Raw genomic sequence first — 15177 nt, 5'->3', positions numbered from 1 at the left:
CTGCACTCTCGAGCGCATCCGCGGGCCGATCGGTCGATGTCAGCCCGTGCAACGTGAGAAAGGCGTGCCGTGCGTTCGGTGGAGGAGCAACAAGCCCGGGTAGCAGCTGCGGCGGTGGCGCCGCGGCCGGTGCGCGTCGCGATCGCCGAAGCTCAGGGGCTGATGTGCGCGGAAGAGGTGGTCACCGAGCGTCCGCTGCCCGGTTTCGACCAGGCCGCGATCGACGGCTACGCGGTGCGCAGTGTGGATGTCCTCGGCATCGGCGGCGCGGCCGACCCCGACGCGGACGGTGACGCCGACCGCGACGAGGGCAGGCCGCGGGAGATCAGTTTGCCGGTGATGGGCCTGATCGAGGCCGGCGCCCGCACACCCAGCCGGCTGCAGCCCCGGCAGGCGGCGCGCGTGCAGACCGGGGCGCCGATGCCCACGCTGGCCGACGCGGTGCTGCCGCTGCGGTGGACCGACGGCGGCGACTCGCGGGTTCGGGTGCTGCGCGGCGTGCGTTCGGGCGCCTATGTGCGCCGCACCGGCGACGACGTGCAACCCGGTGACGTCGCGGTCCGTGCCGGCGCGATCATCGGCCCCGCCCAGGTGGGTCTGCTGGCCGCGGTCGGGCGCGAACGGGTGCTGGTGCATCCGCGGCCGCGGTTGTCGGTGCTGTCGGTAGGCGGTGAACTCGTCGACATCTCCCGCACGCCGGGCAACGGGCAGGTCTACGACGTCAACTCCTACGCACTGGCGGCGGCCGGGCGGGACGCCGGCGCCGAGGTGAACCGGGTCGGCATCGTTCCCACCGATCCCAAGAAGCTGCGCGAAGTGGTGGAAGGCCAGCTCGGCCGGTCCGAGGCGGTTGTCATCGCCGGGGCCGTCGGCGGGGCCGCCGCCGAAGGCGTGCGCGCGGTGCTGGCCGAGCTCGGCGAGATGGAGGTCACCCGGATCGCGATGCACCCGGGGTCCGTGCAGGGGTTCGGCCAGCTCGGTGCCGACGGTGTCCCGGTGTTCCTGCTGCCCGCCAACCCGGTCAGCGCGCTGGTGGTGTTCGAGGTGATGGTGCGGCCGCTGATCCGGCTCTCGCTGGGCAAGCGGCAGGCGACGCGGCGGATCGTGCCGGCGCGCGCGCTGTCGCCGATCGAGTCGGTGGCCGGCCGCAAGGGCTTCCTGCGAGGGCAGCTGATGCGCGATCAGGACACCGGCGAGTACCTCGTGCAGGCGCTCGGCGGGGCACCCGGCGCATCCTCACACCTGCTCGCGACGCTTGCCGAGGCAAACTGTCTGGTCGTCGTTCCCAGCGAGGCGGAGCAGATCCGCACCGGGGAGATCGTCGACGTCGCATTCCTGGCCCAACGCGGGTGAACGCGAGAACGCGGCGGTGATGAACCTGTTGAGTTCGCGCTCGCAACATCCCGGCTGGCCGCTGTCTGCCGGTCCACTGCGGGTGCCCGCCGGGGTGGTCCGGCTGCGTCCGGTGCGGCTGCGCGACGCCGCGCAGTGGAGCAGGATCCGGCTGGCCGACCGCGCGCATCTCGAACCGTGGGAGCCTACGGCTGAGTTGGATTGGGAAGTGCGACACGCGGTTTCGTCGTGGCCTTCGGTGTGCTCGAGCCTGCGCTCGGAGGCCCGTAAGGGCCGCATGCTGCCGTATGTGATCGAACTGGACGGCCAGTTCGCCGGGCAGTTGACGATCGGCAACGTCACCCACGGCGCGTTGCGGTCGGCGTGGATCGGTTACTGGGTGGCCAGCGCGTCGGTCGGCGGCGGGGTGGCCACCGCGGCCCTGGCGCTGGGGCTCGACCACTGCTTCGGGCCGGTGATGCTGCACCGCGTCGAGGCCACCGTGCGCCCGGAGAACGGGGCCAGCCGTGCGGTGCTGGCAAAGGCGGGTTTCCGGGAGGAAGGCCTGCTGAAGCGCTACCTCGACGTCGACGGCGGATGGCGGGACCATCTGTTGGTGGCGTTGACGGTCGAGGAGCTGAGCGGCCCCGTCGCCGCCGCACTGGTGCGCGCGGGCCGCGCGTCCTGGGCCTGAAGGCCCGCGGCGCACGCTGTCGCCGCGCCGGGCAATACGGGCCGCAAATGGCGTTATTACCGTCCCATTATTACGTCCCATTGTTACTGATGTGACACGTGTGACTATTGGTGCTTGTATCCCGTGAATTACAGGTGTGTAATTGGCTCGGCGCGCCGCCCACGGATGCGCTGGTCACAGACCTAGCCTGATGGGGAAAGGAGCAGGCGACATGCCAAGCATCCCCCAATCTCTTCTCTGGATCTCGCTCGTTGTGCTTTGGCTCTTCGTGCTTGTTCCGATGTTGATCAGCAAGCGTGACGCGGTCCGCCGCACCAGCGACGTCGCGCTGTCCACCCGCGTGCTCAACAGCGGCGCCGGTGCCCGGTTACGCCGGCGCGGAGGACCCGCCGCGGGGCACCGTAGCGACCCCGACTGGCGACCCGCCGATGAGTCCGCGGACCTCGAGGACGCCGCGCCCACCACCACGATGGTGCGGGTCGCGGCCGAGGTCGAGGACGCCGCGGAGCCGGACTACCTCGACGTGGACGTCGTCGAGGATTCGGGCGCGCTGCCGGCCGCCGAAGCAGCGCCGGTGACCGCAGAAGCCGACGTCGAGGAAGTCACTGCGGACTACGACGACCCCGGCACCGACCAGGCCGCGGGCGAAGACCCGGTCCCGCCGTCGGCCGAGGACGAGGAACACGATCCGGAGGACACGGGCGTCTACTCGGTGGCCGAGTACGAGTACGAGTACGACGAGGACCAGGCCGAGCCCGAGGCGGCGACCGAGGACGACCAGCGGATGGCCGAGTCGATCAGCGCGGCACGGCGCAGGCGCCGCGAGTCGACGACCGCGGCCGCGGTCTCGGCCCGCAAGTACCGGTTCCGCGCCCGCACCATCGCCGTGATGGCGGTGCTGCTGCTGACCAGCGCCGTCGCGGCGTACACCTGGTCGCCGTCGATGTGGTGGGCCTGCGGTGCGGTCGGCACCGTCACCGCGCTCTATTTGGCCTACCTGCGGCGTCAGACCCGCATCGAGGAGCAGCTGCGCCGGCGTCGCGCCCAGCGGATGGCCCGATCGCGGCTGGGGGTCGAGAACACCAGCGACCCGGAGTTCGACCTCACTCCGTCACGCCTGCGCAGGCCCGGTGCCGCCGTGCTGGAGATCGACGACGAGGACCCGGAGTTCGAGCATCTGGAGTACGTGCCGTTCTCGCGTCACTACGACCTTCCGCGGGCTGCGGGGCAGTAACGACCTCGCGATTTCAGTCGGTGACCGGTGGCTGATAACCTGTACCGGCACCAGGGGCTATAGCGCAGTTGGTAGCGCGTCTCGTTCGCATCGAGAAGGTCAGGGGTTCGATTCCCCTTAGCTCCACAGAGTTTGGCGGTCAGGGTTCACTGCGGTGGGCCCTGTTCCTCTTTCCGGCGGCGGTGATCGCGCCCGGAAGCGCGTAACGGCCCACGGCTGATCGCTTTTGCCCGAGACGGCGTTCCTTTTGCGGCGACCGCCCAGCCCGATGCTGCTGTCTGAACATCGGTGGTTACCCCAAGCGACCGCCTCACGAAGGACCGAGCGCAACCAGCCGCTTTATGGTCCTCCGCTCCCGGCAGGCTTACCCGGGGCCGCCATCGGCAAACCCGCTAGAACGGGCTGCTGTTGGATTGCGCCTGGGCATCGTCGGGCCGCGGCCCGAATCTGCGGATGTAGTCCTCGTGGATGTGGGCGTCCCTCTTGCGCTTGATCACGTCCACCAGATTCGGGTCCAGCCCGTGCGTGGCCAACCGGTGCCTGCGCCATACCTTGTTCAACGCCAACGCCATCAGCAGTGCCCAGATGTAGATCGGCACCGTCATCTCGATGCGCATGTAGATCGATGCGGGCAGCAGCCACAGCGGCGCGAGCACGAACAGCGGGGGGATGGCGTACCGGATCATGTGCCTGCGGACAGCGCCCTGGCCGGCCAGATCCTCGGCGACCCAACGGTCCATCGACTTGGGCAGTCGGCGTCCGTAGCAGTACGTGAGGTACTGCCACGTCGTCGGTTTCTCGGTTCCTTGCGGCTCGTCGACGGTCATCGGCGACCTCCTTTGCGGTGCGGGTTCAAGACTGCAGCGCGCCGGCCGCCAGCGCGGCCGAGTTGATGCGGGTCAAGACTTCGTGCAGGTGTTCCAGTTCGGCCAGGTCCACGCCCAGCCGTGCCACCACGGTCGACGGGATGTCCAGTGCGCGCTCGCGCAGGGCGGCGCCGGCCTCGGTGAGCCGGACGTCGGTGGAGCGCTCGTCGGTGGCGTTGCGGGCCCGGGTGATCAATCCGAGCGCCTCCAGGCGTTTGAGCATCGGGGACAGGGTGGCCGAGTCCATCTGCAAGACGGCGGCGATCTGCTTGACCGACAGCGGTGCGGACTGCCCGGGCAACTTCTTCTGGTGATCCCACAGCGACAGCATCACCAGGTACTGCGGATGCGTCAGCCCCAGCGGTTCGAGAAGCGGGCGGTACACCGCGAGCACCGCCCGGTTGGTGACCGCCAGCGCGAAACAGACCTGCCGCTCCAAGGCCAGCGGGTCGAGCTCCTGGGCGACGGGTGCGGACATAACTACATAGTGGCCTAATAATTAGGACACGAGCAATATCGCGTGGGTCACGTCTGGCCGACCGTCACCCCGGCGCTGCGTTCCAGCGGCTTGACCACCGATGTGAAGTCCGACCCGGGCCCCTCCTCGGCCTGAGTCTGCTCCCACACCCGGGCCACCGACTCCGCCAACGAGACCGGCGTTCCCGCCGCCCGCGCCTCGGCCAGGTACAGCAGCACATCCTTGGTCATCAGTCCGGTGGCGAATCCGTAGTCGAAGGTGCGCGGCAGCACGGCCCGGGGGAACTTGTCGCGGCTGGCGTGGGTGCCGCCGGAGCCGGCGTTGAGGACGTCGATCATCACCTGGGGGTCCAGGCCCGCCTTGACCCCCATCACCACCACCTCGGTAGTGGCGGCCAGCGTGGTCGCGGCCATCAGGTTGTTGATCAGCTTCATCGTCTGCGCCGCGCCCGGCTGCTCGGACACGAAGATCGCCCGGCCGATCACCGCGAAAAGCGGCTCCAGGTACTCGAATTCACGGCGCGGTCCGGACACCATCACGGCCAGGGTGCCGGCTTCGGCGCCGTGCACCCCGCCGCTGACCGGGCTGTCCAGCGCCGCGATGCCGTTGGCGCCGAGCGTCTCCTGATTACGTTGTGCGGCTTGCTGTCCCACCGTCGACAGATCGACGAACCGGCACACCGCCGTGCCCGCGGCCACCTCGGTGACCACCTCGTTCGACACCTGCGGGGTGGGCAGGCTGGCCAGCACCGTCTCGGCGCGGTCGGCGACATCGCGCACCGACGCGCCGGCCTCGGCGCCCAGGGCCACCGCCTGCGCGACCACCTCCGCGCGGGTGTCGAACACCACCAGCCGGTGACCGGCGGCAACCAGCCGGCGCATGACGGGGAAGCCGATGTTCCCCAAGCCGACGAATCCGACGTCCCCTCCGACGTTCGACGCGCTCACTCGTCTTCGAGTTCGGCGAACGCAGCCCTGGCCACCCGGAAGCTGTCGACGGCGGCGGGAATCCCCGCGTACACACCCACCTGCAGGAAGATCTCCCGGATCTCGTCGCGCGTGACACCGTTGCTCAGCGCACCCCGGATGTGGGTGGCCAGTTCGTGCGGCCGGTTCAGCGTCGCGATCATCGCCAGATTCAGCATGCTGCGCGTCTTGAGCGGCAGACCTTCGCGCCCCCACACCGCGCCCCAGCAGTACTCGGTCACCAGATCCTGCAGCGGCTGGGAGAACTCGTCGGCGTTGGCCGCGGCGCGCCGCACGTACTCTTCGCCGAGCACCGCGGTGCGGATCTCCCGGCCCTTCTCGTAGGTTTCGCGATCCATCGTGTTCCGTTCTGTTCGGTCAGGCGGGTGGCGGCGTGCCGATCAGCACGGCGCTGAGGCGGCAGCCGTCGGGCCCGGCCCGCCACGCGTGGTCCACGCCGGCGAGCACCACCAGGTCGCCCGGCTGCAGCGGGTGCGCCCCGTCGTCGAGGACGAGTTCGACGCTGCCCGACACCACGGTCTCCAGGTCCAGGGTGTCGGTGTGGTGCATCGGGGTCTCGGAGTCGGGCCCCAGATCGACGACCATCCACCGGACCAGTCCCGGCGCGATGCCCTGGTCGATCAGCGGTGCGCTTCCTGCGGGGCGCGACGGCGGCGGGCTCGCCGACGTCGCGTACGGAATGCCCATCGCGAAACCGGGTGCCAACTGGTCCAACGTCAACGCGTCGTCGCTGACGACGCAGGACCTGCCCTCGGCATCGACTCCGGTGATCACCGTGCGCACATTTCCTCGCTTCCTGAGAACGTCACGGTGGCCCCGTTGAAGGCCAGACGCCGTGATGGTGACATTGATTGCCGCCGTTGCGTTTTGCGCGGTACATCGCCGCGTCCGCGGCGGTGAGGAGGTGGTCGACGAGCTCGTCGCGGGCGCCGGCGGGCCGGTCGCCCAGCGTGGCGACGGCGGTGCCCACGCTGGCGGTGACGGTCGCCGGTGAGCGCAGATCGGCGATGGCCTCGCAGATCCGCTGACAGGAGGTCACGGCGTCGGCCGTGGACACCACGTCGGCGATCAGGAACTCCTCCCCGCCACTGCGGGCGATCACCGCCGTCGGTGTCGCGGTCGCCCGTAGTGCGTCGGCCACGGCCACCAGCGTCTGGTCTCCGACGAGGTGCCCGTGCGCGTCGTTGACACCCTTGAAGTTGTCGAGATCGAGAAGCGCCACCAGCAGATAGCTCTCGCCGCGCCCGGTGTCGAACAGGTTCAGCGTCAGCCTGCGGAACGCGCGCCGGTTCAGCAGGCCGGTCAGCGGGTCGAGGTCGGCGTCCACCAGGTCCCCGCGCAACGCCCGCAGCAGCGTGTGGATCGCGACGGGCATCGCGATATTGGCCTGCACGACAAGGAAGAAGTCCACGGCGGCCAGCGCGGTCCGCCCGTCGCCGGCCAGCACCACGGCGCGACTGAACGCCACCGCGGCGGCGAACAGTACGATGCCCAGCACCATCCGCGTCGAATGGAAGAACGCCGCATAGGCCCCGATGGTGGCGAACGCGATGCAGCCGAGCAGCCCGGCCAGCGGATCCGGATACGCCACACAGGCCAGCGCGATCGACAGCGCGGTCACCACGGCGAACCCACCCGACTGCGTCCGGGTGGGCCACCGCGACAGCCACAGCACCGTACCGGCCACGCCGCCGACTACCGCGAGCAGCAGCATCGCCCGCTCGGTGTCTCCCTGCGGTCCGCCGGCGCCGGTCAGCAGCACGAGCAACGCCGCGGCCATCGACAACGCGGTGCCGGCGACCAGCAGGCGCACCGGGCGCGCCGCGCCACGGGCCGCGAGGAACCCGCTGAACCACTCATAGTGGTCAGCGCGCCGCTGGTCCCGTTGCATGACACACCATTTCGTCGCCGTTGACTTGTCGGCCATCCAACAGTGCCGCCGGGTGCGCCGCGTGCGGATCGGCCCGATCGCGACACAACTCACACCGGTGTTTGCTGCAGTCCGGCCGCATCCTTGCCGGTTGTTCCCGCGCGCCCGTAGCCTCGTGTCTGTGTCCGGCCTGACCTCCGTGCGAGCCGATGACCTGGCCGCGCTGACCATCTTCGACGGTATCGGCGCCGAGGCGTTGGTGCCGCTGGCCGCGCAGTTGCGCCCGCTTACCGCAGCCGCCGGCCAGGTGCTGATGCAGCAGGGCGAGGAGGCGGTGTCATTCCTGCTGATCGGGTCGGGCCGCGCCGAGGTCACCCATACCGGCGAGGACGGCCATCTCACGGTCGTGACCGTGGAGCCCGGGCTGATCGTCGGGGAGATCGCGCTGCTGCGCGACGTGCCGAGGACCGCCACGGTGGTGGCCACCGAACCGCTGACCGGCTGGGTGGGCGGCCGCGAGGCGTTCGCCACCATGCTCGAGGTGCCCGGGCTGGTGAACCGGCTGGTGCGCACGGCGCGGCAGCGGATCGCCGCGTTCGTCACGCCGATCCCGGTCACGATGCGCGACGGCACCGTGCTCTACCTGCGGCCGGTGTTGCCCGGCGACGTCGAGCGCACCGCCGAAGCCCCCGTCGAGTTCTCCCGGGAGACGCTGTACCGGCGCTTCCAGTCGATGCGGGCGCCGACGAAGTCGTTGTTGGCCTACCTGTTCGAGGTCGACTACCAGGACCACTTCGTGTTCGTGCTGACCGAGGGGCCCGACGGCCCGGTGGTCGCCGACGTCCGTTTCGTGCGCGACGTGCACACCCCCGAGGAGGCCGAGATCGCGTTCATCGTCGGCGACGCCTACCAGGGCAGGGGACTGGGCACGTTCCTGATGAGCGCGATCTCGGTGGCCGCCGGATACGACGGGGTGCAGCGGTTCACCGCCCGCGTCTTCGCCGACAACTACGCGATGCGCGCGATCCTCAACCGCTACGGCGCCAGGTGGCACCGCGACGACCTCAACGTCGTGGTCACCGAGATCCCCGTGCCGAAGGCCGAGGACCTGCCGCTCGACGACGCACTCGTCGGCCAGATCCGCGCGGTGGCCCGACAGGTGATACGGGCTGCCGGATGACGCGCCCCCCGCTGTCGAAGGACACCACGGTCTGCATCTCGCTGGCCGGGCGGCCGAGCAACATCGGCACGAGATTCCACAACCACCTCTACGACGTGCTGGGCCTGGACTTCCTCTACAAGGCGTTCACGACCACCGACATCGCCGCGGCCATCGGTGGCGTGCGCGCGCTCGGCATCCGCGGCTGCTCGGTCTCCATGCCGTTCAAGCAGGACGTGCTCGCGCTGGTCGACGACGTCGAAACGTCCGCGCGGGCCATCGAATCCGTGAACACCATTGTCAACGACACGTCGGTGCCGGGCGGCCGGCTGACCGCGTCCAACACCGATTACCTTGCGGTGCGCCAACTCATCGAGCAGTACGGGCTCGACCCCGGCGACCCGGTGGTGCTCCGGGGCAGCGGCGGCATGGCCAGGGCGGTGGGTGCGGCGTTCGTCGACGCCGGCTTCACCACCGGCGTCGTCGTCGCCCGCAACCCGGACTCCGGCGCGGCGCTGGCCGACCGCCTCGGCTACACCTACGCCGCCGACGTCGACTCGGTGACCGCGCCGATCCTGGTCAACGTCACCCCGATCGGGATGGCCGGCGCGCCCGAGGAACGCCAACTCGCATTCGGACAGGCCGCGATCGGCGCCGCCGACACCGTCTTCGACGTGGTGGCGCTGCCGTCGGAGACCCCGCTGATCGCCACGGCCCGGTCCGCGGCGAAGCAGGTGATCACCGGTGCCGAGGTGATCGCGCTACAGGCCGCCGAACAGTTCGAGCGCTACACCGGGGTGCGTCCGAGCGCCGAGCAGATCGCCGAGGCCTCCGCGGTGTCACGGGCCTGAGCAGTGTCAAGGGCCTGAGCAGTGTCACGCGCCTGAGCCGGTCAGGGAATGATCGTGGTCTGGTCGTCGATGGCCGCGGTCGCTTCCATCAGCGGGTACGCCTGGTCTTCGGTACCGTCGGCGGTCAACTTGATCACGAAGAGGCCGTCCTGGCCGGGCACCACGACGGTCTTCTGCGCCACCATGTGGTTGATGCCGTCCTTGGTGTAGAAGCCGCCGATCTGGGTGGCGTCGAACCCGCCGAGGTTGCTCGGCTCGCCCTTGTCGGCGCCCTGATAGCCGGGCAGGTTGCGCACCTCGTTGGGGGCGTACTCGATGACCTTGGCCGGGTCGGCGTCACCGGTGAGCTTCGAGACGAACGCGACGATGGTCGGCGGGTTGGGCGCCGTCGGATCGGCGGTGTAGATGATGGCGTCGTAGGCGCCCTGCGGTGCGCGCGGGCCTGCCCGGCTCCCACCCCGTGGGCAGTGGCAGGTTGATCGTCGGCGCGCCCGGCTCCCCGCGCATCACCGGGGTCTCGGTGAGCCCGCTCTCCTCGACGTACTGCGCGAGCGTCTTGCCCGGGCCCGCTGCCGGGGTCTGGGACGGAGCCGCCGGATCCTGGGTGCCGGAGGCGGCGGTCTCCGAGGTGGCTGACGCGTCGGTCGTCGACTCCTCGCCCGAATTGCCCGAGCCGCAGGCGGCCAGTCCGATCCCGAGTGCGACGGCGGCGATCGCGGTGACGCCGGCCCGCATTGCGTTGGTCATGTCGTCTCCTGTTCGCCGGCCACTGTGTCGACACGGTCGGTGCGCGACGAAGGCCGGATCGCAGCGCAGCATATCGAGGGCGACGGGGTGGTGTTCAGGGACAAGGCTAGTCAATTTGCTGGGCATACCGTGTCGACGTTTGCCCAAACCGTGCATCGTGGTCCCATACGTCACCAAGTCGCCTGCACGGTCCCGGCTTTCGCGGAGCTGACGGTGGACTCCGTCGTTCGCCCACCGCCGGTGGCGATTTTTTCGCGCGCATCTGCGTGGCGCCGCACGCCCGGTGCGTTCGCCGCGTGGTATCAACAGCCGGTGAGGCTGATCGCCGCCTGCGCGCCGGCGCTGGCCCTGGTGCTGGCCGGTGCCGGGTGCGCACCGTCGCCGGACCCCGCGCCCGCCCCTGCGGTCCCCGCCGCGGCCGATCTCGCGGTCAACCCGGCGCGCATCGACCGGGCCCGCGACCACCTGCCCGACGACTACGAGGTGACTCCGTACACCGGGGCGCCCTCGCCGTTCGCGGTGTGGGGGCTGCGCGACACGCCCGCCGCCGACCCCGCGCCGTGCGCGGCGCTGGGCGCGCCTGCGGTCGATCCGGCGAGCGCCAGGGGCTGGTCGGCCTCGGGTCCGGGCGGCATCGTGTACGCGGTGGTGGCCGGCGCCACCGAACCCGGGGCGTGGAGCACCGGGGCGGACCAGGAGTGCCGGGAGTGGACGGTCGCGTCGGGACACACCACAGGCGTGGTGACCGGCGTGGCGGGACCGGACATCGACGCCGCGCGGACGACGGGGATGAGCGCCGTCACCACGACCGTCGTCGAAGGCGGTACCGAGACCCACGCCCACGCCGATACTTTCGTCGCCGACCTGGGCGGGTACGTCTGCTTCGTCGCGGTGCTCACCGATCCCGGGTCGCCGAATCCGGCCCTGGGCGCCGACTTCGCGTCCGGACTGCTCGCCGAAACGGTGTCCACCCTGCGCGGTTGAGCCCGCCCCCGCAGGTACATTTGCGGCGATGTCGAACCCCTCGCACCTCCGGACGACCGCGGTGGCGGTGTGCGCCGCGCTGGCCACCGCATGCAGCCCCGCGCAGTCCGAGGACCTGTCGAACGCCGATATCGGCCGGGTGGCGGAGCTGAAGGCGCAGTTCCCGGCGTCGTTCACGGTGAAGTCCGTGGGCCCGGCGGGAATCGACCCGCAGTACCTCACCGCGCAGAAGCTGCCACCCGGGCTGACGTTCGATCCGGCCGACTGCGGGCAGGCCGCCGAAGAGCAGGCCATCCCCGCGGGCGTGAAGGGCAACATGGCGGCCACCACCGCCGAGGGCGATGGCGTGCGCTACATCGTGATCACGGTCGAGACCTCCGAGCCGGTCCCGGTCAGCACCCCCGACGACCAGTGCCGCAAGGTCAGCTTCAGCGGGCCCGGGATGCGCGGACTCGTCGAGGTGGTGGACGCCCCGCAGATCGACGGGGTGCGCACCGTGGGCACCCATCGCGTGCTGCAGACCACGACCGAGCAGGGGCCGCGCACCGGCGAGCTCTACAACTACGTCGCGAACTTCGGGACCTTCATCGTGATCGTCACCGCCAACCCGCTGGTGGTCGCGGACAAGCCCGTCGCCCAGGTGGACACGCAGCGGGCTCGCGACCTGGTTGCGCAGACGGTCGAGCTGATCAAGGGCTGACGCGGCGTCAGCGGACGTCGTAGGGGCGGAACTGGATGCTGATGCGCGGTCCGGTGGGCCGCGCGGTCTTCGGGATGGCGTGCTCCCAGGTGCGCTGGCAGGAGCCGCCCATCACCAGCAGGTCGCCGTGGCAGTGGCGCAGCCGCAGCGACGGCCCGCCGCCGCGCGGCCGGAGCGCGAAAACCCTTGTCGCGCCGAGACCTACGATCGCGACCATGGTGTCCTCGGTGCTGCTGCGGCCGATGTTGTCGCCGTGCCACGCGACGCTGTCGTTCCCGTCGCGGTACAGGCACAGGCCCGCGCTGACGAACGGCTCGCCGAGCTCGCCGGCGTAGGCGTCGTTGAGCCGCCGGCGGAGTTGTTTGAGCCGCGGGTGTGGTGCCGGGTCGTCGAGCAGGTTGTGGAAGCTCAGCAGGCGCGGCACGTCCAGCACCCGGTCGTACATCTGCCGGCGTTCGGCGCGCCACGGGATCTGATCCCGCAGTTCGCCGAACAGCGCGTCGTCGGCGACGCCGTCCTGGGACAGCCAGCCGGACCGCACCTCCAGCCACGCGCCGTTGCCGAGGTCGCGGCGCTCGGAGTGGTCGAACAGAGAGCTTTGCAGAGCCGGCTCCATGCCCGAAAGTCTATCGCACAGGCGTTCGAAATATCAGAGCCGCACGGCGCCGGGTCCCTCCCCGGCGAGCATGTCGCCGGGGTTGGCGAGCGCGCAGACCTTCAGGCTGAGGCAGCCGCAGCCGATGCAGCCGGCGAGGTTGTCGCGCAACCGCTGCAGGTGCAGGATGCGCTGGTCCAGGTCCTCCCGCCAGCCTGCGGACAGCCGGGCCCAGTCCTTGCTGGTGGGCACCCGGTCGGACGGCAGGGTGGCCAGGGCCTCGCGGATGCGGGCCAGCGGGATGCCGAGGCGCTGGGACATCCGGATGAACGCGACGCGACGCAGCGTGTCCCTCGGATAGCGGCGCTGATTGCCGCCGGTGCGCGTGCTCGCGATCAGCCCCTCGCGTTCGTAGAAGTGCAGCGCGGACACCGCCACCCCGCTGCGGGCCGACATCTCTCCCGGCGTGAGGTCGTGGGGCGACTCCATGACCTCAACCCTAGTTGAGGTGGCTGTTCGGGTTACGGTGCTAGACGTGACTGATGCCGCGCTCGGGTGCAATTCGGAGGTCGGCAGGCTTCGGGTCGTCATCCTGCACCGGCCGGGAGCGGAGTTGCAGCGGCTGACCCCCCGCAACAACGACACCCTGCTGTTCGACGGGTTGCCGTGGGTGGCCAGGGCGCAGCAGGAGCACGACGCGTTCGCCGAACTGCTGCGCTCGCGCGGGGTCGAGGTGCTTCTGCTCGGTGATCTGCTGACCGAGGCGTTGGCCAAGAGCGGAGCGGCCCGGATGCACGGCATCTCCGCCGCCGTCGACGCCCGCCGTCTCGGGGTGCCGTTGGCGCAGGAACTCTCGGCCTATCTCCGCACGCTCGACGCCGGCGCGCTGGCCCGGGTGCTGATGGCCGGGATGACGTTCGACGAGTTGACCTTCGGCGAGAACGAGCTGTCGCTGGTGCGCCGGATGCACCACGGCGCGGACTTCGTCATCGACCCGCTGCCGAACCTGTTGTTCACCCGCGATTCCTCGTTCTGGATCGGTCCGCGGGTGGCGATCACCTCGCTGTCGATGCACGCCCGCGTGCGCGAGACGTCGCTGACGGATCTGATCTACGCCCACCATCCGCGGTTCCTCGGGGTGCGACGCGCCTACGAGTCGCGGTCGGCGCCGATCGAGGGCGGCGACGTGCTGCTGCTCGCCCCCGGGGTGGTGGCCGTCGGGGTGGGGGAGCGGACCACCCCCGCGGGCGCGGAGGCGTTGGCGCGCAGCCTGTTCGACGACGGCCTCGCGCACACCGTGCTGGCGGTGCCGATCGCCCAGGAACGTGCGCAGATGCACCTGGACACGGTGTGCACGATGGTCGACACCGACGCCGTGGTGATGTACCCGAACATTCAAGATTCCTTGACGGCCTTCACCATCCGTCGCGAGGACGGCGGCGGGGTGAAGATCGACCGGTCCGCCCCGTTCGTGGACGCGGCCGCCGCGGCGATGGGGATCGGGAAGTTGCGCGTCATCGACACCGGGCTGGACCCGGTCACCGCCGAACGCGAGCAGTGGGATGACGGCAACAACACGCTGGCGCTGGCGCCCGGAGTCGTCGTGGCCTACGAACGCAACACCGAAACCAATGCCCGCCTCGCGGATTCGGGGATCGAGGTGTTGCCGATCGCGGCCTCGGAGCTCGGCACCGGCCGCGGCGGGCCCCGCTGTATGTCGTGTCCCGCCGGTCGCGATCCTCTCTAGCGGAACGGGCTGCGGCGCAACGCTTCCCGACACCGCGCGACGACGCTCATGCCGCCGTGCAGCGGCGCCACCTCGATCAGCTGCCAGTGCTGCCGGCGGAGCAGGTCGCGGAAGAGGATGTCGCTGTTCAGGTTGTAGCGGTGTTCGGCCCATTGCACCGCGACCCTGGCTCTTGACCAGCCCAGCCTGATCACCGATTCCCAGATGTGGTCACCGATGGCGATTCCGGCAGCCCGCCGTCGATCAGCCACAGCCGCACCATGGTCTCCTCGGGTGAGCGTGATCCACCGTCCATCAGATCCAGGGCCGCGTAGGCGTGCGCGCTGCCACGTGCCGACCGGTGGCGCTGTCGCAGCGGCGCGACGTCTCCGCGGGTGATTCCGGTGATGGCGCTGAGCTTGTCGAGAAGGACGACGGCGTCATCGCGCGGCAGTCGCCTGGCCAGATCGAATGCTGTGCGCGCCGGTGTGGTGATCCGCATCTGGCCGTACGGTCGGATCTCGTCGGCGCCGAGAGTTTCGTGGCGAACGATGACGCCGGGCTGAGCCCGCCTGGGTCCGGCGATGATCTCGATCGGCGCGTCGGCGTCGACACCTTTGACCCCGTGCAGGGCCGCCGCGGTGAGCCCGGCGATCACACCCTTCCGTCCGGTCCACAGCCACGCGGCGTAGGCCAGGTTCAGGGTGTCCCTGCGAGCCGTCGCCGGCAGATAGACACCGGGCAGCACCCTGCGGTGGTGCCAGCGCAGGGCGCCCCTGGTCAGCAGTCCCTCGGCGATGGCCTCGTGGCCCAGGAAAGGTCGGTCCATGGTCCTGACCCTCGCCGTGCGGGCCGACACGGCCGCCGCCGCGCCGGACGTTCGGGCGCCTACCTGTGCACAGCATCGGGACTGGGGATCGAAGTCACGGGCGACAGGTATCTGGGAAGGACCCTT

Annotated in this window: 18 protein-coding genes, 1 tRNA gene and 1 pseudogene; 9 read left to right on the top strand and 11 right to left on the bottom strand. The window is 70.3% G+C overall.

Annotation, left to right across the window (positions count from 1 at the left end; all coding sequences use genetic code 11):
• Positions 1 to 69 precede the first annotated feature (69 nt).
• The 4 genes from glp (at position 70) to C6A87_RS22360 (ending at position 3386) form a co-directional block, all read left to right on the top strand.
• Complete coding sequence (gene glp, locus C6A87_RS22375) at positions 70 to 1353, top strand: gephyrin-like molybdotransferase Glp (protein ID WP_311114257.1); 1284 nt, start codon at positions 70 to 72, stop codon at positions 1351 to 1353.
• A gap of 19 nt (positions 1354 to 1372) precedes the next feature.
• Positions 1373 to 2026 (top strand): GNAT family protein, encoded by a 654-nt coding sequence (locus tag C6A87_RS22370; RefSeq protein WP_311114256.1) that lies wholly within the window; start codon positions 1373 to 1375, stop codon positions 2024 to 2026.
• 211 nt (positions 2027 to 2237) lie between these two features.
• Positions 2238 to 3260, top strand: a complete 1023-nt coding sequence (gene glpR / locus C6A87_RS22365; protein WP_311114255.1) for a gephyrin-like molybdotransferase receptor GlpR — start codon at positions 2238 to 2240, stop codon at positions 3258 to 3260.
• A 53-nt stretch (positions 3261 to 3313) separates the two neighbouring features.
• Positions 3314 to 3386, top strand: a tRNA-Ala gene (locus tag C6A87_RS22360).
• Positions 3387 to 3652: 266 nt separating this feature from the next.
• Here the strand turns inward: C6A87_RS22360 and C6A87_RS22355 are convergent.
• Genes C6A87_RS22355 through C6A87_RS22330 form a run of 6 tightly spaced genes read right to left on the bottom strand, consistent with a single transcriptional unit; the run spans position 3653 to position 7481 of the window.
• On the bottom strand, positions 3653 to 4087 hold the full coding sequence (locus C6A87_RS22355) for a DUF5313 domain-containing protein (protein ID WP_311114254.1): 435 nt from the start codon (positions 4085 to 4087) through the stop codon (positions 3653 to 3655).
• Positions 4088 to 4112: 25 nt separating this feature from the next.
• Positions 4113 to 4604, bottom strand: a complete 492-nt coding sequence (locus C6A87_RS22350) for a MarR family transcriptional regulator (protein ID WP_311114253.1) — start codon at positions 4602 to 4604, stop codon at positions 4113 to 4115.
• A gap of 47 nt (positions 4605 to 4651) precedes the next feature.
• The gene (locus C6A87_RS22345) at positions 4652 to 5551 is read right to left on the bottom strand and encodes an NAD(P)-dependent oxidoreductase (RefSeq protein ID WP_311114252.1); all 900 of its coding nucleotides are present in this window, start codon (positions 5549 to 5551) and stop codon (positions 4652 to 4654) included.
• A complete protein-coding gene (locus C6A87_RS22340; RefSeq protein ID WP_311114251.1) occupies positions 5548 to 5928 on the bottom strand; it encodes a carboxymuconolactone decarboxylase family protein in 381 nt (126 codons plus the stop codon). Before C6A87_RS22340 ends, C6A87_RS22345 begins: the two co-directional genes overlap by 4 nt.
• Before the next feature lie 19 nt (positions 5929 to 5947).
• Positions 5948 to 6364 (bottom strand): cupin domain-containing protein, encoded by a 417-nt coding sequence (locus C6A87_RS22335; RefSeq protein WP_311114250.1) that lies wholly within the window; start codon positions 6362 to 6364, stop codon positions 5948 to 5950.
• 31 nt (positions 6365 to 6395) lie between these two features.
• The gene (locus C6A87_RS22330; protein ID WP_311114249.1) at positions 6396 to 7481 is read right to left on the bottom strand and encodes a GGDEF domain-containing protein; all 1086 of its coding nucleotides are present in this window, start codon (positions 7479 to 7481) and stop codon (positions 6396 to 6398) included.
• Between the two features lie 160 nt (positions 7482 to 7641).
• Between C6A87_RS22330 and C6A87_RS22325 the strand changes: the two genes are divergently transcribed.
• Positions 7642 to 8640, top strand: a complete 999-nt coding sequence (locus tag C6A87_RS22325) for a GNAT family N-acetyltransferase (RefSeq protein WP_311114248.1) — start codon at positions 7642 to 7644, stop codon at positions 8638 to 8640.
• Complete coding sequence (locus C6A87_RS22320; protein ID WP_311114247.1) at positions 8637 to 9470, top strand: shikimate 5-dehydrogenase; 834 nt, start codon at positions 8637 to 8639, stop codon at positions 9468 to 9470. The genes C6A87_RS22325 and C6A87_RS22320 overlap by 4 nt, the downstream gene beginning before the upstream one ends.
• Before the next feature lie 41 nt (positions 9471 to 9511).
• Here the strand turns inward: C6A87_RS22320 and C6A87_RS22315 are convergent.
• A pseudogene (locus C6A87_RS22315) lies at positions 9512 to 10217 on the bottom strand (LpqN/LpqT family lipoprotein).
• Between the two features lie 312 nt (positions 10218 to 10529).
• On the opposite strand from C6A87_RS22315, the gene C6A87_RS22310 reads away from it, so the two are divergent.
• Positions 10530 to 11201, top strand: a complete 672-nt coding sequence (locus C6A87_RS22310; RefSeq protein ID WP_311114246.1) for a DUF5642 family protein — start codon at positions 10530 to 10532, stop codon at positions 11199 to 11201.
• A 28-nt stretch (positions 11202 to 11229) separates the two neighbouring features.
• Positions 11230 to 11901: a DUF5642 family protein gene (locus C6A87_RS22305; protein WP_311114245.1), complete on the top strand. Its 672-nt coding sequence runs from the start codon at positions 11230 to 11232 to the stop codon at positions 11899 to 11901.
• Positions 11902 to 11908: 7 nt separating this feature from the next.
• On the opposite strand, the gene C6A87_RS22300 is transcribed toward C6A87_RS22305, so the two are convergent.
• Both C6A87_RS22300 and soxR read right to left on the bottom strand, forming a co-directional pair.
• Positions 11909 to 12517 carry an alpha-ketoglutarate-dependent dioxygenase AlkB gene (locus C6A87_RS22300; RefSeq protein WP_311114244.1) on the bottom strand — a complete coding sequence of 203 codons (609 nt, stop codon included), beginning with the start codon at positions 12515 to 12517 and terminating at the stop codon, positions 11909 to 11911.
• Between the two features lie 33 nt (positions 12518 to 12550).
• Positions 12551 to 12985 carry a redox-sensitive transcriptional activator SoxR gene (gene soxR / locus C6A87_RS22295; protein WP_311114243.1) on the bottom strand — a complete coding sequence of 145 codons (435 nt, stop codon included), beginning with the start codon at positions 12983 to 12985 and terminating at the stop codon, positions 12551 to 12553.
• A gap of 46 nt (positions 12986 to 13031) precedes the next feature.
• On the opposite strand from soxR, the gene arcA reads away from it, so the two are divergent.
• A complete protein-coding gene (arcA, locus tag C6A87_RS22290; RefSeq protein WP_311114242.1) occupies positions 13032 to 14243 on the top strand; it encodes an arginine deiminase in 1212 nt (403 codons plus the stop codon).
• Here arcA and C6A87_RS22285 read toward each other — a convergent pair.
• Together C6A87_RS22285 and C6A87_RS22280 are read right to left on the bottom strand one after the other, a co-directional pair.
• A complete protein-coding gene (locus C6A87_RS22285; protein WP_311114241.1) occupies positions 14240 to 14494 on the bottom strand; it encodes a hypothetical protein in 255 nt (84 codons plus the stop codon). The two genes, arcA and C6A87_RS22285, sit on opposite strands and share 4 nt — an antisense overlap.
• On the bottom strand, positions 14434 to 15051 hold the full coding sequence (locus C6A87_RS22280; protein WP_311114240.1) for a hypothetical protein: 618 nt from the start codon (positions 15049 to 15051) through the stop codon (positions 14434 to 14436). Before C6A87_RS22280 ends, C6A87_RS22285 begins: the two co-directional genes overlap by 61 nt.
• Positions 15052 to 15177 lie beyond the last annotated feature (126 nt).

This window comes from Mycobacterium sp. ITM-2016-00317, from assembly GCF_002968295.1.
Classification (GTDB): Bacteria; Actinomycetota; Actinomycetes; order Mycobacteriales; family Mycobacteriaceae; genus Mycobacterium.
The sequence above is the reverse complement of the archived record's forward strand: the minus strand, read 5'-3'. Positions and strand labels throughout refer to the sequence as shown.